Source organism: Shimia sp. R9_3 (assembly GCF_017743755.1).
In the GTDB taxonomy this organism is placed as follows: Bacteria; Pseudomonadota; Alphaproteobacteria; order Rhodobacterales; family Rhodobacteraceae; genus Shimia.
The window spans coordinates 23,782-47,988 of sequence record NZ_JAGHRP010000013.1; the positions used below are offsets into that span (position 1 = coordinate 23,782).

General features: G+C 51.7%; 20 protein-coding genes. 9 read left to right on the top strand and 11 right to left on the bottom strand.

The features are described 5' to 3' along the window. Nucleotide 1: 1 nt before the first annotated feature. Both J7412_RS21935 and J7412_RS20385 read left to right on the top strand, forming a co-directional pair. Nucleotides 2-742 carry an acyltransferase gene (locus J7412_RS21935; RefSeq protein WP_247744032.1) on the top strand — a complete coding sequence of 247 codons (741 nt, stop codon included), beginning with the start codon at nucleotides 2-4 and terminating at the stop codon, nucleotides 740-742. After that, complete coding sequence (locus tag J7412_RS20385) at nucleotides 735-1,763, top strand: lysylphosphatidylglycerol synthase transmembrane domain-containing protein (protein WP_209081209.1); 1,029 nt, start codon at nucleotides 735-737, stop codon at nucleotides 1,761-1,763. Before J7412_RS21935 ends, J7412_RS20385 begins: the two co-directional genes overlap by 8 nt. 33 nt (nucleotides 1,764-1,796) lie before the next feature. Here the strand turns inward: J7412_RS20385 and J7412_RS20390 are convergent, their stop codons facing one another. Beyond that, nucleotides 1,797-2,972: a Gfo/Idh/MocA family oxidoreductase gene (locus J7412_RS20390; RefSeq protein WP_209081211.1), complete on the bottom strand. Its 1,176-nt coding sequence runs from the start codon at nucleotides 2,970-2,972 to the stop codon at nucleotides 1,797-1,799. Between the two features lie 413 nt (nucleotides 2,973-3,385). On the opposite strand from J7412_RS20390, the gene J7412_RS20395 reads away from it, so the two are divergent. Beyond that, nucleotides 3,386-4,552 (top strand): glycosyltransferase, encoded by a 1,167-nt coding sequence (locus J7412_RS20395; protein ID WP_209081213.1) that lies wholly within the window; start codon nucleotides 3,386-3,388, stop codon nucleotides 4,550-4,552. A 7-nt stretch (nucleotides 4,553-4,559) separates the two neighbouring features. Here the strand turns inward: J7412_RS20395 and J7412_RS20400 are convergent, their stop codons facing one another. The 3 genes from J7412_RS20400 to J7412_RS20410 form a co-directional block, all read right to left on the bottom strand. Beyond that, entirely contained in the window at nucleotides 4,560-6,383 is a 1,824-nt protein-coding gene (locus J7412_RS20400) for an ATP-binding protein (RefSeq protein ID WP_209081219.1), read from the bottom strand. Nucleotides 6,384-6,401: 18 nt separating this feature from the next. Beyond that, the gene (locus J7412_RS22130) at nucleotides 6,402-6,893 is read right to left on the bottom strand and encodes a molybdopterin-dependent oxidoreductase (RefSeq protein WP_209081220.1); all 492 of its coding nucleotides are present in this window, start codon (nucleotides 6,891-6,893) and stop codon (nucleotides 6,402-6,404) included. Between the two features lie 204 nt (nucleotides 6,894-7,097). Beyond that, nucleotides 7,098-9,224 (bottom strand): methyl-accepting chemotaxis protein, encoded by a 2,127-nt coding sequence (locus J7412_RS20410; RefSeq protein ID WP_209081221.1) that lies wholly within the window; start codon nucleotides 9,222-9,224, stop codon nucleotides 7,098-7,100. 392 nt (nucleotides 9,225-9,616) lie between these two features. On the opposite strand from J7412_RS20410, the gene J7412_RS20415 reads away from it, so the two are divergent. Next, nucleotides 9,617-10,315 carry a hypothetical protein gene (locus tag J7412_RS20415; protein WP_209081223.1) on the top strand — a complete coding sequence of 233 codons (699 nt, stop codon included), beginning with the start codon at nucleotides 9,617-9,619 and terminating at the stop codon, nucleotides 10,313-10,315. A gap of 100 nt (nucleotides 10,316-10,415) precedes the next feature. On the opposite strand, the gene J7412_RS20420 is transcribed toward J7412_RS20415, so the two are convergent. From J7412_RS20420 to J7412_RS20445, 6 genes are all read right to left on the bottom strand, one after another. Then, on the bottom strand, nucleotides 10,416-11,348 hold the full coding sequence (locus J7412_RS20420) for a LysR family transcriptional regulator (RefSeq protein WP_209081225.1): 933 nt from the start codon (nucleotides 11,346-11,348) through the stop codon (nucleotides 10,416-10,418). A 70-nt stretch (nucleotides 11,349-11,418) separates the two neighbouring features. Next, nucleotides 11,419-13,122: an ABC transporter ATP-binding protein gene (locus J7412_RS20425; protein ID WP_209081227.1), complete on the bottom strand. Its 1,704-nt coding sequence runs from the start codon at nucleotides 13,120-13,122 to the stop codon at nucleotides 11,419-11,421. Nucleotides 13,123-13,125: 3 nt separating this feature from the next. Next, nucleotides 13,126-14,061, bottom strand: a complete 936-nt coding sequence (locus J7412_RS20430) for an ABC transporter permease (RefSeq protein WP_209065767.1) — start codon at nucleotides 14,059-14,061, stop codon at nucleotides 13,126-13,128. A gap of 10 nt (nucleotides 14,062-14,071) precedes the next feature. Continuing rightward, entirely contained in the window at nucleotides 14,072-15,037 is a 966-nt protein-coding gene (locus J7412_RS20435) for an ABC transporter permease (protein WP_209081229.1), read from the bottom strand. Nucleotides 15,038-15,108: 71 nt separating this feature from the next. Further along, nucleotides 15,109-16,701, bottom strand: coding sequence for an ABC transporter substrate-binding protein (locus tag J7412_RS20440; protein ID WP_209081231.1), 1,593 nt, complete (start codon nucleotides 16,699-16,701; stop codon nucleotides 15,109-15,111). Between the two features lie 14 nt (nucleotides 16,702-16,715). After that, the gene (locus J7412_RS20445; RefSeq protein ID WP_209081233.1) at nucleotides 16,716-17,618 is read right to left on the bottom strand and encodes an N-formylglutamate amidohydrolase; all 903 of its coding nucleotides are present in this window, start codon (nucleotides 17,616-17,618) and stop codon (nucleotides 16,716-16,718) included. 218 nt (nucleotides 17,619-17,836) lie between these two features. Between J7412_RS20445 and J7412_RS20450 the strand changes: the two genes are divergently transcribed. From J7412_RS20450 to J7412_RS20465, 4 genes are all read left to right on the top strand, one after another. After that, nucleotides 17,837-18,535, top strand: a complete 699-nt coding sequence (locus J7412_RS20450) for a type 1 glutamine amidotransferase (protein ID WP_209081235.1) — start codon at nucleotides 17,837-17,839, stop codon at nucleotides 18,533-18,535. Nucleotides 18,536-18,683: 148 nt separating this feature from the next. Beyond that, nucleotides 18,684-19,871, top strand: a complete 1,188-nt coding sequence (locus J7412_RS20455; RefSeq protein ID WP_209081238.1) for a glycine C-acetyltransferase — start codon at nucleotides 18,684-18,686, stop codon at nucleotides 19,869-19,871. Nucleotides 19,872-19,882: 11 nt separating this feature from the next. Beyond that, nucleotides 19,883-20,911 (top strand): L-threonine 3-dehydrogenase, encoded by a 1,029-nt coding sequence (gene tdh / locus J7412_RS20460; RefSeq protein WP_209081248.1) that lies wholly within the window; start codon nucleotides 19,883-19,885, stop codon nucleotides 20,909-20,911. 24 nt (nucleotides 20,912-20,935) lie between these two features. Continuing rightward, entirely contained in the window at nucleotides 20,936-21,898 is a 963-nt protein-coding gene (locus J7412_RS20465) for a cysteine synthase family protein (protein WP_209081240.1), read from the top strand. 56 nt (nucleotides 21,899-21,954) lie between these two features. Here J7412_RS20465 and J7412_RS22135 read toward each other — a convergent pair whose 3' ends face one another. Beyond that, nucleotides 21,955-23,106 carry an adenylate/guanylate cyclase domain-containing protein gene (locus J7412_RS22135; RefSeq protein ID WP_209081242.1) on the bottom strand — a complete coding sequence of 384 codons (1,152 nt, stop codon included), beginning with the start codon at nucleotides 23,104-23,106 and terminating at the stop codon, nucleotides 21,955-21,957. Nucleotides 23,107-23,771: 665 nt separating this feature from the next. On the opposite strand from J7412_RS22135, the gene J7412_RS20475 reads away from it, so the two are divergent. After that, the coding region (locus J7412_RS20475; protein WP_209081244.1) for an acetyl-coenzyme A synthetase N-terminal domain-containing protein at nucleotides 23,772-24,207 on the top strand (436 nt) is incomplete at its 3' end.

The window sequence follows — 24,207 nt, forward strand, 5'->3', positions numbered from 1 at the left end:
AATGACGCAAAATTTCAGTAACAACAGATTGCAGCCAGGCAAGCAAAGTGCACTCAAAAACTACCAGCAGCGGATCGTTGGAAGCGAACGTTTCTTTGATCTGCTAAAGTATGAAGCTTGCACACTATTTCTTATGAATTTGCCCGGCGCGCTTGGGCTACTGCTACGACAAAAGATCTACCGTGCCCTGATTGGCAAACTTGGCAAAAGCGTAGTGATTTCCCGTGGCGTTACTTTGAGGTGTCCACAACGTCTCTCTCTGGAAGAGGGTACACTTGTTGACGAAAACACGGTCTTTGACATCAAGAGCACAGAGGCATCCGTTTCAGTTGGTGCGGAGTCGCAAATTATGTCGGGTGTCCGGTTTGAGACTGGATACGAAGGAAGCATCACAGTTGGGAGCAACAGCTTTGTTGGTGCCTATACTATATTGAATGGCCACGGCGGCTTAACCATTGGCGACAACGCCCTGATCGCAGGTCATTGCCATATCATAGCCGGAAATCATGGATTTGCAGATTTAAACACACCTATGATCTCTCAGGGGGTAAACTGTCTTGGCATTCACATCGAAGATGATGTTTGGCTCGGTTCAGGCGTACGTGTGCTCGATGGTGTGCGGATTGGACATGGCAGCATCATCTCCGCTGGGGCTGTGGTGACCCAAAATGTGGAACCCTACAGCATTATGGGGGGAGTTCCGGCGAAACTCATTCGAAAGCGTACCGAAGAAAATGTCTGAAACGCCAGCTGGTAAGGGTCGTCTTCGGGCGATGATCTCATTCTTGATCAAGGCGGTCATTAGCATCGGCTTGCTGACCTATTTGCTTTACACGCAAGTAGACAACATGGATGAAATCTGGGTGGCCATAGGCCACGCTGACCCAGCAATCCTTCTATTGGCATTTTCCCTCAATGTTTTTGGTTATCTGCTGTGCTCCTGGCGTTGGCAGATTCTCTTGGTTGCTCAGAAGTTTGACGTGCCTTTAATGGAACTGATCCGAGCCTACACAATCGGAATATTCTTTAACGCATTTTTGCCAGGCCTGATGAGTGGCGACTTTATGCGGGCTTACGACATTTCTGACCGTGTAGGATCCTACACGCGCTCCTTCTTAATTCTCTTTGTTGAGCGACTTACTGGAATGTTTGGACTGCTCGTCTTAGCGGCGCTAGCCCTGCCTTTCGTTGGGCGCGATATTGTTGCTCAAACCGGCGTTCATTGGATACTCTTGGCGGTTTTTGTACTTCTTTTAATTGCTAGTACTAGCCTTGCATTGATGCGCAAAGAAAGTCGCCAAACGCAAACCCTTAGTCTGCCCGGCACTCAAAAGCTCCAGAGTATAGCTGGCAAGATTGGTGAAACATCTCGAGCCTTTGGATCCGAAATGGGAGCGGTCTACAAATGTATGGGAATTTCATTTGTATTTCAGGCCAACGTAGTGCTGCATTATTATTTAATTGGAGTAGCACTTGGCATTGAAATTCCTGTTTGGATCTATTTTGGGATCATTCCGATCTCGCTTTTTGTCATGATGATCCCTGCCTCAGTCAACGGTATTGGCATCCGCGAGCAGATTTTCGTGTACCTTTTTGGAGCTTTTGGGATTGGTGCTGCACAGGCCATATCACTAGCTTGGATTGGCTTTGGAATGGTCTTACTTCAGGCTGTGGCAGGTGGTGTCATCTTCGCGATGCGGAAGAGACAACGCGGTACATCTGAGGACCCTTTGGTTTGGTCAAACGCGAGCAGCCAAGAATAAGCGGGACACCCAAGGTCGTATCCCGTTTGGAGATCAAGAAGGCTCAAGCACCTTCATCGGTTCCATTTTTTCGGGTGCTGAAGTAGGATAATATTCTGCTCCAAAGATCTCCGGATGCTGAATGGCGAGAGACACTTCAGTGATGTGCAGAGAAAACTCGCCGCCCAAACGCGGGGCCGCACCACTCTTAAGCGCCATCGCCATCTCTGCGACACCAAGCGCAAAATCCATCGGATATCCACGCTTAGCCGTGGAAATTTCTCGCGAGGCTTCCGGCTGCAGGCGCCTGCCAAAATCCAAACCCAAGAGCTTCTTTGCCCCCCGTTGCAGACGGGTTGTTGGTAAAGGAATGGATCGTACAGGTGAGGAAAAATCCCAGGTTTCGTCGACACTCAAAACACCGTCATCGCACATAATACGGAATTGATGGTCGTGTGGCGCAACAATGCTGTTGGTTAGCCGTGCGACCAATCCATCATCAAATTCCAGACAGGCCGCAGTGAAATCAGGTGTGGTGTAGCCGGCTGGCGTATCCGGTCCCTTGTCTGCCACTAAGCATTTTGCAAAAGACACCATCCGTCGTACAGGGCCGAACATGCCCACAAGCCAAGTCAGCGCATATCCGGCATGCTCCAATGTGCAGCCCGTCTCAAATTCATTCTCCGCCGGCCAATATGCGCCAGAAGCCGTCTTCCAATTCTCATAGCCGATACGATGCACCATGCCGTCGTCCATTTCAGCATAAACGAGACGCGGCGCCCCCTGCTCTCGGTTGCGAACCGCCTGATAGAGAGTCTGTCCTGCTGGCCCCAAAAAACTCGAGGGTGCGGAAACAACGTGCAACCCTTTCTCTTGTGCCAAACCTACCAAATGCTTGGCTTCAGCCAAATTCAAAGCCAGCGGCTTTTCGGAATAGACATGTCGCCCAGCAGAGAGACATTTTTGGGAGATAGCGTAATGCTGCGCTGGCGGAGTGAGATTGACAACAACCTGGACGTTCGGATCGGTAAGGATCGCATCCAAACTGTCATACTGCGGGACGCCATAGTGGCTGGCAAATTGCCTCTGCCGAGCCAGGGAAATATCGTGTACGCCCTTGAGATCTAACAGCCCGGTCCAATTGCTAAGGGTGGCCTGATACAGATCAGCAACATAGCCACAACCTACAAAGGCAATTCCGATTTTTTCAGCGAAGTCACTCTTCATCATAAAGTCTCAGAACCGACAGCCCCATAACTGAGTGACTGTCGGCGCAATTAAAAAATGAACAAAAATTATAGTTATTTAATCAGCTTAACACCTCATTCCTTATCACTATTTTGCCTAACGGCACAATCGCAACGACAACGAATTAAGTCTCGCCCCAATAAGCCGCCGCTATATTGCGCGAATGCATCAGTCATCTAAATGGTTAGCACTCTAGCCTTGCTTTGTAAGGCTTGGAATTCCTGCAACGGGGCAGGATTATTTACATGTTCAGGCAAAATTGGTTTGACTAAATGCTGCGAGAGTTTGGAGACTGGTCCTCACTGCAGGTGCCCTAGCGGTAGAAAATGCGGTTTTTTAGACAAGACGCCACAAGATTTCGGCGGAAATAGCAGTATTAAATTTGAGATGCCTTGATGCGAATATTAGTCCTAGCGCCGCAGCCATTTTTCTCTCTGCGCGGCACTCCGATTGCTGTGCTCATGCTGCTTGAAAGCCTTGCGGCAAAGGGACATGAGATCGATATGCTCACCTTCGCTGAGGGTGATCCTGTGGAAATAAAGGGGGTCAATATTTTTCGGGTAGCCGATCTGGCTCTATTGCGCGGCATTCGCCCCGGCTTTTCCGGAAAAAAAGCTTTCGCTGACCTGTTGATGACAGCTATGGCCATCGCAAAATTATCGCGCAACCGCTATGATGTTATCCACGCAGTCGAGGAAATGGCCTACGTCGCGCGATGGCTCAAACCGATCTTTGGCGTGCCTTATGTATTTGATCTAGACTCCTCTATTCCCATGCAAATCGAGGAGAAATATAACCTCCCTGGGCCCATTAAACGTATGCTCGAAGCCACGGAACGTGGCGCACTTAGGCGCGCGACTGCTGCAATAACATGTTGCCCGGCGCTGGAACACATTGCCTGCGCCAATGCGCCAGAGTTGCCTGTCAAAACTATCACAGATGTCAGCTTGCTCGACGGAGCCTTGATAAAGCAGGACGATGTCGACACATCTGATGCCAGGTTTGATGCTCCCGTGGCAATGTATGTTGGAAATCTTGAACACTACCAAGGGTTGGATCTGCTGATGGAAGGTCTTGCCCGCGCCCTCCCTCAAAGGCGGATGCATCTGGTCGTGATTGGCGGGGCCAGCGAAGACATTACGCGATATAAAGCCAAAGCCGCTGATCTCGGTATCGGCGACGTCAGCCATTTTTTGGGGCCGCGTCCGATTTCTGCACTTGGAGCATATCTGAGCGCCGCAGACATCGTCGTGTCTCCGCGACTAAAAGGTGTCAACACTCCGATGAAGGTCTATTCATACCTAGACAGCGGCCGCCCGCTGCTCGCAACAGCCCTATCAACCCACACCCAGGTGATTGGCGAAGATATCGCTCATTTGGTTGCACCAACGCCTGAAGCGATGGCCCAAGGATTGTTGCACCTGACTGCAAATCCGGAAGCCGCAGAGGTCCTCGCCACACGCGCCAAAGAACGCGTGAAGGCGGAGTTTAGCCACGCGGCATTTCAGGCGCGATTGTCCGAGTTCTATGAGACAATCGTGGCTTCTAGGGTGCTGACTTGAATATATTTTAGGTCGACTGAGCTGCCGCGAGCTTGGCGAGCAACTCTTGTTTTGAAACTGGTTTTCCGAGGACTTCGTTTATACCTTCCGCGAGGTACTCTTCTATTTGATGTGTCATAACATTTGCAGTGACTGCTATGATTTGCGTGGCCTGCGAGCCGTTGGCTATTTCCAGTTTCCGGATTTCGTTCGAGGCGGTGATGCCGTCCATAACAGGCATTTGTATGTCCATGAGGATGACATCGTATGTAGTCTTGGAAGCAGCTTCTACAGCTTCCTTCCCATCTTTTGCCTCGTCAATCTGGAGCGGAGTATCTTTGAGAAAGCGCTTCAGCACGAAGCGGTTTGTCGCATTGTCGTCGACAATCAGGAGCCGCTTCTTTTGCAGCAAAAGCTGATCGCCTGCCACCTCTACCAGTTTAGGTGCTTGCTTTGAGCTGGCTTCAATTGGTGCTTCTTGCTCGGGCAATGGCAACTCAAACCAAAATTTCGAGCCTGTACCAGAATTAGTCGCTACCCCAATGCGCCCGCCCATCGCCTCGCAAAAGCTGCGGGAAATCGCAAGCCCAAGGCCGGTGCCACCTTTGGAGCGCGTAACGCTGTTGTCTGCTTGAGAGAATGGTTCGAAGATTTTTTCTTGTACGCTTGGATCGACTCCAGGCCCCGTATCGCACACTTCAAACCGGCAAATTGCACGATCGCCGATGAATGACGCTTGAAGCGTAACGGTGCCGTTTTCAGTAAATTTAATGGCGTTGCCTATCAAATTGTGCAGTACTTGGCTTACCCGCTGTTTGTCACCGCGCACAAAGCGCGGCAACCCATCCAATGGGCTCAAAATAAGGGAAATCTGCTTTTCGCGAGCGCTCGCTGTGTAGAGTTCGACCGCTGCATGTAGAGTTTGGTGGAGATCAAACACGCTGTTTTCTAGCTCGAATTCACTAGACTCTATTTTTGAGAGATCCAAAACATCGTTCAAGGTTTTCAGCAGCAAATCGCCGGCATGCGATACAATGGTGAGACATGATCTCTGGTCCTCGCTCAGCGGAGTTTCTAGGAGCTCGCCAGACATACCAATGATCCCATTCAGCGGTGTCCGGATTTCATGACTTACATTTGCAAGAAAGCGTGACTTCGCTTCATTCGCCATTGAGGCTGCCTTAGCTTCTGCGCGCAAGTCTTCTTCTTTTCGTTTGGCGCGAGAGACGATGCGGGCTTCAGCTAACAGATAAACAACTAGTATGGCGATCAGCACAAGCACCAAGCGCTCGCGAACGATCCCACGTGACCTAGCCAATTGCTCAAGTTCACGCTTCGAAAAAACCTGATTGGTATATGAGTCTTGCCAAGTTTTTTGCAATACAAAGCCAAGCCTTTGAACATCCTGCGCTGCGCTGAGAAGTTGCACGGGATCATAAGCGCTTTCGTCCAAAAGCAGGGGGTCAAGTTCAATCAGCGTCGATTTGAGTGCGTAGAGAGGATCATAGAAACTTTCAAAAAACCGCAGATCTGAAGTTAGCGCGATGTCAACTTTGCTCCAAAGTAACTCGAATCTAAGTATAACATCTTGAAGATCTACTTCACTGAGCGACACCGTCTTTGGGTCCCCGGTGAATACGAGGCTAGTGGAGTATCCAAAATGAAGCGTATCTACAATTACATCGTTGAGACGCCAAATAGTTTCGCTGCTGCCAATAAGGGAACGCTTCCGTAGGCCTTCAATATCTCTTTGGTTCGCAATGAAAACAAACATCAAAGAAACCAATAGCCCGAGGGCAATCAGCGTCCTAAAATTTCGCAGGTTGATAAAGCTTCTGAGGTGCTCAGACATCTTGATTGTTACACGACGTCAGCGCGTGTAGTCCAGTTGCTTGAGTTGCCAAACCATACGCCTTTCAGCGTTAACATCTAAAGAGTCTGACTTAGTAGTTGGATAGATAATCCAAATCGGGCCGCGGTCACGAATTCGCATAGCCTGTCCATTATGTTCCAGCGCGAGTAATACTTGATATTTGCGCGCATCGCTCAACGGGATCTCTATGCTGTAGTCATTTAGCGCGAAGGCCACAAACGTACCGGTTTCAATATCTAGATAGCGTAAGAGAGCCGACATTGGCGTGCCTGTGAAGGTTTGCTCTCCCTCCAAAAACGGAGACTCTGTTGTGATGGTCTCCCAGCCAATTTCTTTCAGCTGATCACGATCAAAGGTGACTTCTTCTCCGTGTGAAAGGTCACCGGTCACGGTCAGAATGGTCGCACCCTGAGGCTCGGCGCGTCCCTCCCCAACTGCGGCAATTACGAAGGCGAAGCTGAGGAGAGCAAAGTTTAGATTTCTGAACACTGCGGGTCTCTCCGTTTTGTGGCTTGCAGCGGGTTCGATGGTTTCGGGCTAGTTCGCTCTAACTCCGTCCCGCGCGTTTAATGTTGACGTTTTGAACTAGTCAGAAATTAAAGAGACCTCAAGGAAACGCCCATGATTAGGGGTATGACCAACCGGCTCCTCAATTCCTTCTAACACAACTAAAGCTGGGAATGGCAGACCTTGTTAGGAGGCCAGGAGAAGTTCTGTGCCCTCCTCATCCGCTCGGAAATCGGACACCAATTTGGAAAGCTTGCTGGTCTCCCGATCGAGCACCCCGCATGCCGCCGCGGTCTCTTCGCACATGACCGCATTTTGTTGTTGCGTACTTTCCAATTGCCCCATGGCCGTGTTGAGCTCGGAAATTCCCAAAGACTGCTCGCGTGCCTGTTTGGAGATGTCTTTGACATGATCTGAGATGTCAACGAACGCGTTCAGCATCGCTTCCAAAGAGGCGCTTGTGCGATCGACCAGTTCGACACCGTGACCGACCTGTTCGCTGGAAGTGTTGATAAGTTTTTTGATGTCATGCGCCGCATCTGACGATCTAAGCGCGAGGCTCCGCACTTCTGAAGCAACAACCGCAAAGCCCAAACCTGCGTCGCCAGCACGCGCTGCTTCCACACTTGCGTTCAGAGCCAGCAAGTTTGTTTGGAACGCAATGTCATCAATCATGCCGGTAATTTGCGTGATTTTCTCCGCCGTCTCGTGAATGGACCCCATCGCTTTGACCGTATCGCGCGCCACTGCCGTGCTATTCACGGCGCTGCGGTTGACTTGGTCCACCAATTGCTCTGTCTCTTGCGCGCCTTGGGCAACGTTCGTGATCGATTTGGTCATCTCATCCAGCGCGGCAGCGGTTTCTTCCAATTGTGCGGCAGATTGCTCGGTGCGCTGCGCAAGATCATTAGACGCTGTCGTGATTTCTCTCAGCCCGGCGTCGATGGAATAGGCGGAGACATCGGTTGAGCTGATCAGGTTCGCGAGCTGTTCTACGGTGTTGTTAAAGTCCACACGCAGCCGCTCATATTCTTCAGGCATCTGCTCTGCAATTTGCGCGTCCAAATGCCCGGAAGCCAGGAGCTGGAGGCCATTTGCCAGCGTGCGAACGACGTCTTCTTGCTGCAGTTTTTCTTTCCTCTGAGCCGCTTCAAGGGCATCTTTCTGCGCTAAGCCCTGGCGCAAAATTTCAATGGAATCCGCCATGACGCCGATCTCATCTTGGCTCTTAGGCAACTCAATGGGATTGGCCACATTTCCGCCTGACAAATCTCTGATGACATTCAGTATTTTTCCAATTGGACGGCCGACGATCGAACGAACGCACAAGAAAACGGTCAAGATTGCGAGTGCGATCATGATGAATTCTTCGACCAGTTTTTCAATGAGTCTTTGTCTCACTGGAGCCACAAACACTTCGCGCGGTACATCGAGAACAACCGCCCATGTTTTGTTCATTCCATAGGCGCTGAAGGGCAGGAACAGGCGCGTTGCTCCATTTGGCATTTCGTTGGCGATTTGAGGTTCGCCGGTGCGGATTGCGGCGTCGAATGCGTCACGACCTTTTCCTGAAAACTCTTTGGTCAGTAGAGCAGGATCGCTGTTGGCAAGCCACTTTCCGCCCTGACCAAGAAGCATAACGCGCCCGCCGTCATAAAAAGAGGCCGCATTTACAAAGCTGGAGAGTTCCCCAAGCTCTATGTCGACGCCAGCCAAGCCCACAATCTGGTCTTGGACCTTCACCGGCACCGAAACACTTGTTAGCAGATTTCCCTCGGAAGACAGGTAGGGCTCGGTAATAACACTTTGACCACTGCTCTGAGGTGCCGCGTACCATTCCTCGGTGGTATCAGCTGCGTAGGAGAAGGGGTTGAAGTCCAAGCCACCTGACGCGTTTTCAAGCCAATAGGGTGCAAACACGCCTTCAGGATTTCGCCCTGCTTCTCCTGAAATGAACTGCTCAGTCGGTCCGTCAATAATAGAAGCAAACCAAGAGGTGAAAACGAGGTCATATTGGCCTGGTACCCCTCTCATAATCTCAATCAGTTTTGACGTTTCGGAGACACCGCTTTCCATGTAGCTGGCAAGCGAGCCTGCAAGACTCGCTGCCGCGGACGTGGCTTCAATAAGTTGACTGGTCAGGCCTTGAGAAACTTCTTTGCCACGTTGTGTCGCGCTTTCCAGAATTTGAGCTTTCACCGCACGGGTTTCGTTGACGACAGTGTAAACAGAGAAGGTGAAAGTCACCAATACAAAAACAGCAGTTATTGATGCAATAACTTTGCCGGAAACCGATCTGAATACTGCGAGCATTGGCTGGCCTATGGAGTTGCTATGATACCAGGGCCTGATGTCACACATGACACTAAAGATTCCCTGAATAGAAGTGCGCACGCTTCGCTGTCAGATACAAAAACCGATAGTACAGAGAGTGGGGCCAGACACGGCCATTTTCAAAGACACCAACTCGTCCGGAAAAGCTGTAGCTCTTTTCGTTTTAGGTGCCTTGAGCAGTGGGGTTGAGTGGTGAATTAAACGCTGAAGCGATTGCCTATTTACTCTAGCTAAAATCGTCCTGGTCCCACGTCCAGAAGTCCAAATAGTCTATTATGGGTCAATCTTATGGCTCCATAATCTAGTTCAATATGGTTTGAGCGGCACTAAAATTACGCTACGTCAATTTATATTGCGAGCGAGGAGCCAGCATGAAACTTTGCCTAGTCTATTTTGGTCGAAACGAGGTTCCTTACACCTCCCCTCTCTCCCTCCCCGAGACGGATCGACTATGCAATGCGCTGGCTCCTCATTTGCCGGATGCCGAGTGGAGCCTTCTAGACGCATCAAAAGGCAATGTGCCTATTTCCGATGCGTATGATGCCTACTTTATTGTGGGTTGTGGGCGAGGAAAGCGCTCATACGATTATCAGCAGAAGCTAAACTTCCTTGTCCGTGAACTGAACGGACTACGGCTAAAAACCATCGGTGTTTTTCACGGATTTCATGCGGTGACTTTGGCGCTCGGCGGATCTGTTGCCAAACGACCTAGCAACTACCAGACGCATCTAAGCCCATTGAAATCCCAGGCGGCGAACCATCTGTCTTTGGTCGAGACTAATCCGGGTGGTGAAACCCAATTCGTGGAGCAAGTGATGCAAGTTCCTAAAGGTGCAAAGCTCGTGCTTACAAAGAAGTATCGCCCAATCAGCGGCTATACGCTTGATAGCTACCTGCTGGCCATAGAACAGCCTTTCGCTGATTTTACAGGGCACATCGGGACTCTTCGTAAAGGGTACGGTTCGGCAGTGACTGTTGCCGATCTTAGTGCCGCAACCACGCCCATAGCTATTCAAATGATCGCAGATTTTTTGCAAAGCCAACCACCACTCACACTGGCCTGCGCCTAGGTGTTTTGCGACGGAAAATGGCATACAGCAGATCTCTTCGAGAAACCTTCACCCAGCAGTGTAGTGTCTAACCGAAGTGAACTTTGGATTGACTTTATAATCATTCCGTTGAGGTGTTGACGGCAAGGGTCTCAAAGGCAGCGATCAGTTTCTCTTGGGTGTCTGATCCCTTTTGCCAATCAGCACAGGCCAGAAAAAAGGACGTTTCGAAGTCCACGCCTTCTACACGCCGCATGATCAAGTTGGGGTCTCGATCGCAGATTTTCTCTGCCACCAAGGCGTTATTGAAGGTGACTGCGGACAAAGCCTCCACCATGCGGATGGCGAAGCCAGCAAACGGGGATTGCAAAACTGTTTTTATGGAAACACCATTTTCGTGCCACAGTTTGGAAAAATAGTGGAATGCCGGATCGTTGCGTGTTGAGGAAATAATGCGCTGCCCTGCAAAATCGCGGACGCTCAAAGATTTTGCCGCAGCCAATGGATTATCCGCTCTCATGACTGCCACTAGGGGTGCAACGCCAACTTTTGCGTTGTGCAGCCCAGGGTGCTCAAGCGGGCGGGTATGAAAGGCGAAATCAACATGCCCTTGAATGAGAGATTGCACCATTGAGGAGAGGGGCACCGAGCTGACATAAAACATCGCATCTGGATGATCCGCGACGATTTCGCTCACAATACTGGGCAACAGTTCGCTGGCAATACTCATCGACGCGGTCAGCCGCACTGTTGATAGCACGCCCGTGCGCCCATAGCTCAACTGCGCCTGGAAGCGATCCAGATGTGCCAGCAAACTCACCGCATCTTCTCGCAAGCTCTCGGCACGGCTTGTCGGGAAAACCGCACCGTTTCTGCGGATAAATAGCGGTGCGCCGATGGCATCCTCCAGCACCTTGATCAATTGACTGATCGCAGGTTGAGAAACACCAAGTTGGCGCGCCGCCGCAGAAAACGAACCGGTCGAAATCACAGCTGAAAACGCTTCAATATGTTTCAGCCGTCTAATTCGGTTGGACTTAATGCCGTCAGCCATGGTGTCGCCTCATCCAATGCAAAGCTGCCATTGCATCCCAGCACAAGTACTCGGAGATCTCAAACCTATCTTATGTCACCTCTTCAGGGCGGAACCTTGGCATCGCGGCAAGCAAGCCCCGAGTGTATTCATGTTCCGGCGCAACCAGAACTTTGTCACAGGCTCCAATTTCCACAGCCTCCCCCGCGCACATCACCATAACGCGATCACACATTTGTCTCACAACAGCCAGGTCATGGCTGACGAAAAGCAGTGTGAGCCCAAGTTGCTCTTGTAAATCTTTCATAAGATTCAACAACTCCGCCTGTACAGTCACATCCAGGGCAGAGGTTGGCTCATCGCAGAAAATGAAATCTGGTCGGAACGACAGTGCCCGCGCAATGCCAATTCTTTGGCGTTCTCCACCAGAAAACGCATGGGGCATTTTTCGAGCCGATGCCCTAGGCAAGCCGACAAGTTCCATGAGATCGCCAGACAATTCACGCGCCTGCGCGCGGCTGAGCACGCCATGCGCCTTAAGGGCATAAGTGATGTTATCTCCTGCCGTCATGCGCGGGTTGAGAGAAGAGTACGGATCCTGAAAAATACACTGCAGCGACTGACGATGAGCGAGCTTTTGCGCCTTTGATGTCAGATCGTCGATGTTGTGGCCCTTGTACGTGATTTCATATCCGGGATCTGGCGTGTGCAGTCCTAGGATCATCTTGCCAACCGTCGATTTCCCGGACCCGCTTTCGCCGACTATCCCCAACGTCTCCCCTGGAAATACATCGAAGTTTATATCAGATACTGCTTTGAAATCGGTCGCTGCTTTTAAGGCTGTGGCCTTCATCGCAAATGTCTTTGAGAGGTTTTTCACACTCAAAAGTGGCGTCCCTTCAACGCCCGCATCTGCCTTGCGAGACATCAGATAATCTATGGCACGCTTGCGATCTTCCGCTTTACCCAGACCGCCAGGCACAGCAAAGCGCTCGATTTTGTGGTCGATCCGCGGGATCGCCGCCATCAATTCCCGACTATAGGGTTCGCTGGGATTGCTCAGCACTTGCGCAGTGGTGCCTTCCTCAACAAGTTTCCCATGTCTCAAAACATAAACATAGTCACACATCTCGGCCACGACACCCATATCGTGCGTAATCAAAATAATCGCGATGTTCTCTTGGCGTGTGAGTTTGACAAGCGTTCCGAGCACAGCCTTCTGTACTGTGACGTCAAGTGCTGTTGTCGGTTCATCCGCAATAATCAAATCCGGTTTGGCACTGATTGCGATAGCAAAAACAATACGCTGGCACAGGCCACCCGAAAGTTGATGCGGATACTTGCTCAATCTTTCTTCAGGCAGAGGGACTTCCGCTTGCTCCAACAGATCAATCGCATAAGCGCGCGCATCCTGCCCGCGCTTGTTCGTATTGGCCTCGATCGCTTCGATCAGCTGCTCGCCAATGGTGAGAACTGGATTGAGCGCGGTCATCGGGTTCTGATAAATATATCCGACTTTGGAGCCCCGAATGTCCGCAAATGCGTGCTCTTCCAGCCGTGTGACCATCACCTCATCAAGCATGACGCCTCCGGTGTCGATCACTGCATTTTCATCAAGCAAACCTAGCGTCGCTTTGCCGATGGTCGATTTTCCAGCACCACTTTCGCCTACGACGCCAACAATTTGTCCGCGCTTAACGGCCATGGAAAATTCGTCAATCGCCCGGAAAACTGCACCGTCCGCCATCGGATAGGCCACGGTCAGGTTCTCGACGTGTACAAGCTGATCAGTCATGGTTCACTCCTTGCCGCGCAGATAGGGGTTGGCGTGATCACGCAAACGATCTGCCACCACGTTGATACAAAGCACCATGCCAACCAAAACGAGGCCTGGGAAAATACTGATCCACCATTTGCCGGACAAGATGTAGTCGTTGCCATTGGCGATCAATAAACCCAAAGAGGGCTCGGTGATGGGCACGCCCACTCCTAGGAAGGAAAGGGTTGCCTCTGCTCCGATTGCGCTTGAAATGGACATGGGTAGCACCACCAGAACTGGAGAGATTGAGTTCGGGAAAAGGAACCGTCCCATGATGCGCCAGTCAGACAATCCTGCAAGTTGGGCTGCGTGAATGTAGTCTTTCTTCAACTCTGACAGAGCGACCGCGCGGACCAACCTCGCCTCCGATGCCCAGGCACCGATAATGAGGGCAATGATGACTTTGTCGATGCCTGTCCCAAAAATTGCGAGCACCATCAGCGCCAACAAAATCCCGGGAAAGCTCATTTTCAGATCGACGGTCCGCATGATTACGGTTTCGACCCAGCCGCCTTTCATTGCCGCCAGAAGCCCCATGAAAACCCCAATCGCAGAGCCAACAATTACAGCGACCAATGCGACAAAGAGCGAAATCCTCAATCCATAGAGCACGGCCGATAAAATATCTCGTCCCAATGCATCGGTGCCAAGCAGACTGGTCGTGCCATCACCAAGCGTCGAGCCAGGTGGCAAAAGGCCGTCCAGAATATCCAGTCGTGTCTGGTCATATGGGTCTTGGGGCGCAATCAGAGGGGCAAAAATCGCAAGAAAGATAAAGATTGAAATTCCAATCAACCCACAGATAGCTGCCGGATGACCTCTGAAGATTTTGGCGACATTTTCCAAAAATCTGGGTTCCGGCTTATCTGGAGAAGAAGGGCTTCCAATGTCAGCAGTTGTGGTATCAACAGGCATCTCTTTCTCCTCAAGTATAACGAATACGTGGGTCGAGCAGCGCGTAGAGCACATCGACGACAAAGTTTATGGTGACAAACATGAGGGTGATCAGGATCAGGTAGGCGACAACAACCGGGCGATCCGAATTGTGGATGCTGTCCAGAAGCAATTTGCCAATGCCGGGCCAGGAAAAAACCGTCTCGGTAACTGTTGCAAAGGCTATGAGACCACCCAGCTGCAAACCTGTAATTGTCACAATTGGAATGAGAATGTTACGCACAAGATGGCGGCGAACGATACGTTCCCGACTGATCCCTTTGGCGCGCGCAAAGGTCATGTAGTCCTGATACATAACTTCCTGTGTGCCCGACCTTGCAAGTCGCGCTTGCAGGCAAATTGTATAAATCGCCAAGTTTAGGGCCGGAAGCATAAGGTGGCTCAGACCATCAAGGCTGAACACTGACCAACCCACACCGAAGACATCTACGGTATCCCCTCGGCCCGAGGCAGGCAGAACCTTAAACCAAACCGAGAACAGCATGATCAGCAAAACGCCCTGCCAAAAGTTCGGTATGGAATAGCCAACGGTGGTGAAGAAACTGATGGCTTTAGTGCTGCGTTTCTTCTGGTTCAACCCTGAGTACACACCCAGCGGAATACCAACCACCAAGCCAATGAACATGGCAAAGAAGGCCACCTCCAAAGTTGCTGGCAAGCGCTCCAAAATCAGATCCATGACAGGACGATTGTAGACAAACGATGTCCCAAAATCCCCTTGCAGCACATTCCCTAAAAAGGACAGATACTGGAGGAAGAGCGGTCGATCTACGCCCAGTTCCTGCGCCAACGCCAGGCGATCTTCCTCTGTGAAGTCTTCCCCGGCGAGTACAGCGACCGGATCGGAGACAACATACATCCCCACAAAAACCAGGGCCGACATGATCAGCACCAACACGGCGCTTTGCCCAAGTCGCTTAGTGACGAAACTCAACATAATGCCCCTCCGGCGGTTAGTGAGTTGCTGAGCCTACAGCAGGCTCGGCAATCTGTTGCGGTTTTAGGTGATCACTTACGGCTAACAGTGGTGGCGCTGGTACGCTCGTCCTGACGCCCGTTCACTTCGAGATCGGCGCGATGCGCCCAAATCGTATGCTGGTAGTAGAGTGGAATGCCGGGCAACTCATCGACGACAATCCGCATCGCTTCACCGAGATAGGCGTTGGCTTGCGTTTCATCAGTTTCGACAGCCCAAGCTTTCATCGCTGCATCAAAGCCATCATTTTGGTAGTTCGAGTAGTTTGATGAGCCCAAACCAAGCTCTTTGTCTCTTGAGGCGAATGCGAAGGAGATCATCTGCGCAGGCCCCTGAGGGTGTCCCCAGCCGTACATGAAGACACCCAGTTCATTCTCACGACGTTTCCCCGCAAATACCGACCAGGGTTCAGTCTTGAGGTTCACCTTAATCCCGATGCGCGAGAGATATTGCGTCACTGCTTGAGCTACCCGCGCGCCGTTAGCATAGCGATCAGACGGGGCATAAAAATCGATTTCAAAGCCATCCGGATATCCCGCTTCTGCCAATAGCTCCTTGGCCTTAGTCGGATCATGGGGCAACTCCGCGAGTTCCGGCGCCCCAGCGCGATACTTTGGAGAAAACTGATTTGCGACAGTCGCTTCTCCTCCAAAGAGTCTATCGGCAATCGCCTGGCGATTGATCGCCAACGACATTGCCTGGCGCACCCGCTGATCTGCGAGCGGTGCACTACCATCTTCTGCACGCACACCTTTGGCGCCTTCTGCATTCACATCCAGAACTAGGAAGATTGAACGCCAAGACGGTACAGCGGTGTAAGTCAGATCTTCATTGGCTTTCAAGCCGGGCAGATCTTCTGTTGTTGGATTTTCAATCAGATCAAAGTCGCCCGCCAATAAGCCCGCAAGACGCGCTCCGGCATTGCCGATGGTTCTGATTTGTACCTCGTCCCACTCGGGAGCACCGCCCCAATAATCGGCATTTTTGACCAAATCTGCTTCGCCGGATTTATCAAATCTCACAAATTTGTATGGCCCGGTTCCAATCGCGGCGCCGCCCGCTTCAAATTCTGCTCGCGTCGGATAGGTGATGCCGCCGCAATCACCTTGGTCATCATAGGTAATCGGCCCTTCTGGAGTATCCGCACCTGCCGCAGGCAATATCGACAGGAACTTCATTTTTTGAATCCAAAGCGGATACGGCGCTTTCATTTCAAAACGGACAGTATGATCGTCTACCGCGACCACATCAGTGATTGGCCCCATCGAACTGGTTAGCAAATTTCGCTTGCCGTCAATCAGGCGCATCATACGACACGCCGAATAAACCACATCACGGGCCGTCAGCGCCGTTCCGTCGTGGAAGGCAACATCCTGGCGCAGCTTCACCTCTAGAGATGTGGGGCTGGTCCATTGCCAGCTCTCGGCCAGAAGTGGAGAGTCGTCTGCAGCCACCAGAGCTTCAAAAACGTGTTCTTTCAAGGAAGCCGTGGGTGTTCCGCCAAAGGGATAGGGATCAATGGACCGTGGTGCAGAGGAGAATGCCATCCGTAGCGTTTCTGCCTGAGCGGCCGCGGGTAGAGTCAATGCAGCGGACAATCCTATAATCGCCAAAGCCGTTTTCATGGGTGTTCCTCCTCTCATTTTTTGTTTGGTTGGGGCTGTTTTACCCCGCCGGTGCGGTGTTCAATGAATGTTTTGAATTCTTGCAAAACCCAGGCGCAGTCCGCCTGTACTTTCGCGAAGTTCTCATTTCGCTCCCGCGTTGCCTCTGTCATGTAAAGGTCGCGGCGAAGCTCCACTTGCAAGATGTGCTGATTGATCTCGGGCCACCCGTACCGCAGCGTGATCTCCCCACCGATGAAGCGCTTGTTCATGCCAACATCATACCCGCGAGCGGCAAACAGCTCTGCCATTTTCTCGGCAATGTCTGGGTCGCAAGACGTTCCGCGGCGCGTTCCGATATCGATTTCTGGCCGCTGTTTACCCCCGCGCATCTCGGCGTCGAACTGGGTCATCGAGTGACAATCCACAATGTAGACCTCACCATGCATGTCGCGCAGATGCTCAATCATGCGGGTCATGGTCTGATGATAAGGAATGAAATAGCAAGCGAGTCTGCGCTTTGCTTCGGCATTGCTTAGCTTGCGATCATAGATCGGTGTGCCATAGGCCTTCGACCAAAACAGCGTCGCGCCTACATCAACCGATCCTGGCAGAAATCGTCCTGGCCAGTTTTCTGGATCTTCTAACATGTTGGCGTCAATGTCGTGCTGATGCCGATTGACATCGACATAGGCCCTCGGAAAGTTCGCTTTGATGGTGCTAAGTGACAAGGCTTCTGCCCCGCTGAAGAGTTCATCGACGTACTTGTCTGACGGGTGGTCAATTTCTGCGTAGGTAAGTTTGGGGTCGAATCCAAAGTCTTCTGGATAAACGTCTCCCGAATGCGGAAACGACAGCATCAGGGGTGCGTTCTTCTCAATCACACGCACGACGTCGGATAGATGGGCCGCGGTGTCTTCGCTGGTTTCTATCAACATGGCTTAGCTCTTAACCTTTGTTTGAAGCAAATTTGAACCAAGGCTACGGGCAGTTGCAGAACCAAAAAAGCTTATTGATCTACCCTCTCTCTCCATAATTTTAACTTATAGGGTGAGCGCTTATGGACCTATCAAATTAGGCAATACCGTTTTTTGCTCCACGCCTAGGTGATACGATCGCTCTAACACGCTCCTGTCAGTCAGCACGGTCAAACACTATGAAAATATGTATACTTCACATCGGACACAGTGATCCAAACGAGAAACCAAAGCATCCACCTTCCCCGGTGAGGTTCCGACAATCTCTGGAGCCGCATCTACCCAATGCGACTTGGACGGTCATAAGTGCAGTTACAGATTCACTGCCAAACCCATTCGCGTTTGACGCTTATCTCATCACAGGCGGCAAATACTCAGTTTTTGAAAATTTCCCGTGGCAGGACAATCTATTTGCTTTCATTCGACGTCTGCACGCAGGCAAAATTCCTCTGATCGGCATATGTTACGGGCATCAGGCCATCGCACATGCGCTTGGCGGCGAGGTGGCCCGCTCTTCGAAGGGATGGGGCGTTGGTTTGATGCCTGTGGATGTGATCCGGGATACAGAGTGGGCCGGAAAGGAGCTCGATATCTGGCTGCACGCAATGCACCAAGACCAAGTGACGGACCTGCCTGTAGGCGCTGAGGTCTTCTTATCCAGTGATTTTTGCCCCAACAGCGGCTTCACTATTGGTGATCATTTCCTAGCAATCCAACAGCACCCTGACTTCACGTCCGAGCTCAATGCAGATCTTATCAATCGTCGAAAGGAACGCATGGGATCGGCGGCATCGACGGGTTTAGAGTCGCTCACGGGAAGGGACGACACGTCAAAAAGCGTGGATTGGATGGCAGGTTTTCTTAAGCGCGCGTGCTAGCTAGGGGCTTCCAAAAATCTTTCAACAGAAGCGACATATAGCTTCGATTGAGTTCCTGCTTGGTGGAAATTTTCCATCAAAGCGGAAATCTCCTATTTCGGACTTAAATCCGTTATGATAGACATGCCTCCATCAACGGAGGTCGCACATGCCGGAAGCATTCCTATCCCATATCTCAAGCACACTCACTCAGATCGAGGCTGAGGGTTTGTACAAACGCGAGCGAATGATCACGTCGCCTCAAGCCGGTGAGATTGCAGTTGGGGGAAAGACGGTTATCAACCTGTGCGCCAACAACTACCTTGGCTTGGCTGATCATCCGGCCCTTATAGCCGCCGCCAAAAACTCCATGGCCCCAAAGGGATTTGGCATGGCGTCGGTACGCTTCATCTGTGGAACACAGGACATTCATCGTGAACTTGAGCAGAAGCTGGCCAGCTTTTTAAACAAGGACGATGCTATTCTCTTTGCTGCCTGCTTTGATGCAAATGGCGGGCTTTTTGAGCCTCTGCTCGGGCCTGAAGATGCAATTGTTTCTGACAGTTTGAACCACGCGTCGATCATTGATGGTGTGCGGCTTTGCAAAGCAAAGCGCTATCGCTACGCGAACAACGATATGAATGATCTGGAAGCGACGCTGAAACACGCACGCAATGAAGGCGCACGCCACATTATGATTGCCACAGACGGTGTGTTTTCCATGGATGGCTATCTGGCCAACCTGCCTGAAATCACGAAGCTGGCCAGAGACTATGATGCGGTCGTGATGGTGGACGATTGCCACTCCACCGGCTTCATGGGGCCGCGAGGTGCTGGCACGCCAGACCATTTTGGCGTTGATGTGGACATTCTAACCGGTACTCTGGGCAAAGCGCTTGGAGGGGCCATTGGCGGCTATATCGCTGGACCGCAGCCGGTGATCGACCTACTACGGCAGCGGGCGCGGCCCTATTTGTTCTCAAACTCGCTCCCGCCCGCCATTGTCGCAGCTGGTCTAGAAGCCATCCGACTGGTCGAAGAAGGGGGCGACCTTCGCGAGAAACTCTTTGAAAATGCCCGCTATTGGCGCGCGGGGCTTGCCCGATTGGGATTTGAGCTTCTGCCCGGTGAGCATCCGATCATACCCGTCATGTTGGGTGAGGCAACTCTTGCACAAGAGATGGCCAACAGGCTGTTTGACGAAGGTGTATATGTCTCCGGATTCTTTTTTCCTGTTGTCCCACACGGGCAAGCACGGATCAGAACACAAATGAATGCAGCGTTGACCAAAGACGATTTGAATCGTGCTCTGGAAGCTTTCGGAAAGGTTGGCCGAGCACTTGGAGTCATTTCATGAAACCAAATACAATGAAGGCTCTAGAGAAATCCAAGCCGCAAGAAGGGCTCTGGATGGTACAGGCACCGGTTCCGGAAATCGCTCCGGACGAAGTGCTGATCCATATCAACAAAACCGGTATTTGCGGCACAGACATTCACATATGGAACTGGGATGACTGGGCAGCCCACACTGTGCCCTACCCAATGATCACAGGCCATGAGTTCGCAGGTACAATTGTTGAGATCGGCAGAGACGTGACTGGCCTTGAAATCGGCCAGCGCTGCTCTGGAGAAGGCCACCTGATAAACAGCGACAGCCGCCAAAGCCGCGCCGGAAAATTTCATCTGGATCCAGGTACGCGTGGAATTGGCGTGAATGAACAAGGGGCCTTTGCGGAGTATCTAAAGTTGCCTGCATTCAACGTAATTCCACTCCCCGATGATATTCCTGATGAGATTGGCGCGATCTTAGATCCGCTGGGCAATGCTGTGCACACCGCGCTCAGTTTTGACCTTCTGGGGGAGGACGTTTTGATAACGGGTGCAGGTCCGATAGGCATCATGGCCGCGGCTGTGGCGCGCCACGCCGGCGCACGAAACGTTGTCATCACCGATATCAACCCAGATCGCCTGAAGCTGGCGCAACACGTGGCACCAACTGTCCGGGCCGTCGATGTCACAACCGAAGATCTGCATGATGTCATCTCGGAATTGGGTATGGCACAGGGTTTTGATGTGGGGCTTGAGATGTCCGGTTCGCAAATTGCTCTGGACCAGATGATCGAAGCCCTCGTGATGGGGGGCAAGATTGCACTCTTGGGCATTCCGCCTGGCAGGTCGCCGGTCGACTGGTCGCATATCGTATTCAAGGCGATCACTATCAAAGGTGTCTACGGTCGGGAAATGTTCGAAACCTGGTACAAGATGATTGCCATGCTGCAGAATGGACTGGATGTCAGTCGCGTTATAACGCACCAGTTCGATGTGGATGACTTCGCTAAAGGTTTTGCTGCAATGAAATCTGGGCAATCTGGCAAGGTTGTTCTGAACTGGACCTAAGAAACGCTGTTGAAGAGATACACGATGACGAACACGCACACTTCCATTCTTGGGGCCATTGGGAATACGCCGCTGGTTCGGCTTGACCGGTTGGTAAAGCATTATGACTGCGAGGGAACGATCCTCGCCAAGCTCGACCACCTGAACCCCGGGTTCTCCAAAAAAGATCGCGCGGCGCTTGGTGTCATTGAGGCCGCCGAACGTGATGGCTCCCTCAAACCGGGCCAAACCGTCGTAGAGCTGACGAGCGGGAATATGGGTACCGGTCTGGCCATCGTTTGCGGGATAAAAGGCTATCCTTTTGTAGCGGTTATGTCGAAAGGCAACTCGCCTGAGCGCGCGCGCATGATGGCCGCGCTCGGCGCCGAGGTGGTTCTGGTGGATCAGTTGCCTGGCAGTCGACCGGGAGAAGTTTCAGGTGCTGATCTGGCTGAAGTAGATCGCGTTGCAGCCGACTTGACCAGAGATCGCCATGCCTTCCGCGCAGATCAATTCCGCCGTGCGGGCAACCCCGGATCTCATGAACAAATGACCGGCCCCGAGCTGTGGGAGCAATCCGGCGGCGAAATTAACGCGTTTTGCGATTTTGTCGGATCCGGGGGAACTCTTGCAGGTACGTCTAAGTTTCTGCGCTCAAAAAATTCTAACATCAAATGCTATCCTATCGAACCTGAAGGTGCTGCGGTGATTGCAGGGCAAGATGTTGTCAAGCCTGATCATCCCATCCAAGGTGGTGGCTATGTAATGGCCGATCTCGATTTTTTGCGAAACTTAAAGTGGGATGGGTTCTTGCAAGTAGATGGGGGCGCTGCGCGCCAAACCGTGCGCGACCTGGCGCGGCTAGAGGGGATTTTTGCCGGCTTCTCTGCAGGGGCAAACGTAGCTGGGGCAATCGAATTGTTAAAAGGCCCTCATAAGGGCCAGACAGTAGCCGTCGTCATCTGTGACTCTGGCTTAAAGTACCTTTCTACGGATCTCTTTGGGTAAATTGCCTGGTGCAATAAGCGCGCTGTTTTCCGCATCAAAAGGCATATTTACCTTACCTAAACAGTAAAAACTTCGATTTCTTCAGGTAGTCCACGAATGAGGTGTCGACCGGCGGATTGCACTTTTGATGGCAAGTGCTGCGCAACGCTCTGCGTCACTAGGATCTTCTTGTCGAGGTTCTTGCATAGATCTTGCACGCGACTGGCCACATTTACTGTCGGTCCTACAACAGTAAAATCCAACCGGTTGGGGCTGCCAATATTGCCAAAAGTCACTTGTCCAAAATCGATACCAATAACAAACTCCATGATCTCCTGGCCTTTAGCAAGGGCAGTGCTGTTGTGTTCTTGCAGGCGGATCAATGATTTTCGAGAAGCCTGAACGGCAGCCTTACAGGAGTTAATCGAGCAATTGTCGATGTCAAATATCGCCAGAATGCCGTCTCCCATAAATTTGAGCACGTCGCCTCCTGCCTCCTGAATAGAGGGGGCAACCAGTTCGAAGTAGTCGCCCATCATCAGCAGCAAGTCTGCTTCGGATAAGGCCTGAGCCTTTGATGTAAAGTTGCGGAGATCGGCAAAGAGGATCGCGGCTGAGACTGTATGATGTTCTCCGCGCTTAATATGCCCCCGTTCAATTTCTTTGGCAGGGCCTCTCCCGAGATATGTTTGCAATAGGCTTGTTTGCGAGTGTCGTACTGCGATGGGTTCGAGCGCCGCGGCGAGAGCATGGCGTGTATTTTCGATGTAGAAAATGTGCCGCTCCGAAAACCCTGTTTCTGCATTCGTGGTGAAGCTTGTGCCTTGGACAGAACCGTTGCCGTGCTCAAGTGGGACGGCCAGAAAGTCGGTAGCTCCGGATTGCGCAAGCTCAGCGTAGACTGGGTGCTCGGTGCTCAGGTCTAGGTGGTTCAGTCGTTTGCGCAGCGAGCGGCTATGTGTGACGACGTATTCGAAAGGGCTGCCTCGCCAAGAACCGGTGGCCAAGACCGCAGCTGGGACCGTGTAGCGTTTGGTGGCTTTGGGAGTCCAAATGATTCCCCAGGCACTGAGCAGTGGGTTGGCATAGTTTTGTGCAATCCGAGCACGGCTCAGGGGCACTCCCAATTTCACCAAGCCTTCGCAATAGGCTTTCACGATTTGAGCTTCATCCCCAAGCAACCGACCTTCCGAAATCAGCCAATGGTTTAGCCTATCAGCTCCTGTCACGTTTCTCTCACAATTTAAATCTGTGGTCTCTCTTTTATACAGTTTAAGGCGCAAGCGCGTTTCTCCAAGGGAAATTCGCAGATGTTGACTGAGTTCGAGAGCGTTAGACCTAGTTTGCGATCAACGTCAAATATTGACCGTGTGTCTATTGCTCGTATGAGCGAGTCTAGGTCACGTTGGCGTCCGGCTTAAAGGTACTTGGAAACGCCAAGGTACGGAACACATTATTTTAGGTAGACCTTTGAACAGATAGAGCTGCCCAGCTTCGGTCACCCGCCGAGGGTGATCCTCCAGCTTCAGATTTACGCAGTTTTCTAAGAGGTAAATAATACGATGCTGCGGCCCAACTATTTGCCGCAGTCCATATGTCACAGTTCGGCGCCACCAAGTGTTGGCGATAACATCGCGACTCCACCTAACTTCGCTGGCCGGGCGTGAGACCTTAAGTTTCCCCTTAAATCCTTAGTGTGCAGGAATTTTTCCGCGTACCGGAGAACTTCTTTACAAATTAGGATGCATGTCGGGAAAGCTATTTACAGAATTTTTCTTTTTTCTCTGAGACTTGTTCACTTGTTTTCTCACCTCCGTATTCTTGAAGCTGAGGCCTCGGGCGCGACTGCCTGAGGGGGGAGATACTGTATTTTATCATCGAGGGAGGAGCCTCAATGTCACTGGATACCAATGCACCCGCAAAGTCTTTGCTGTCAGCCAATTTGACCAAAGATGCACATATTGATGCAGCAAAATACGACGCGATGTACGCGGCCTCTCTGGCGGATCCTGAAGGGTTCTGGAACGAGCACGGCCAGCGTGTGGAGTGGATCAAGCCCTACACCAAGGTGAAGAACACCTCCTTTGCGCCGGGCAATATCGACATCAAATGGTATGAGGACGGCACGCTCAACGTGGCGGCCAACTGTATTGACCGCCATCTGGAAACCCGTGGCAATCAGGCCGCGATCATCTGGGAGCCTGATGATCCCAACGAGCAGGCGCAGTCGATCACCTATGCTGACCTGCACCGCCGGGTCTGCCGCATGGCCAATGTGCTGGAAACCATGGGCGTGCGCAAAGGCGACCGCGTTGTGATCTATCTGCCGA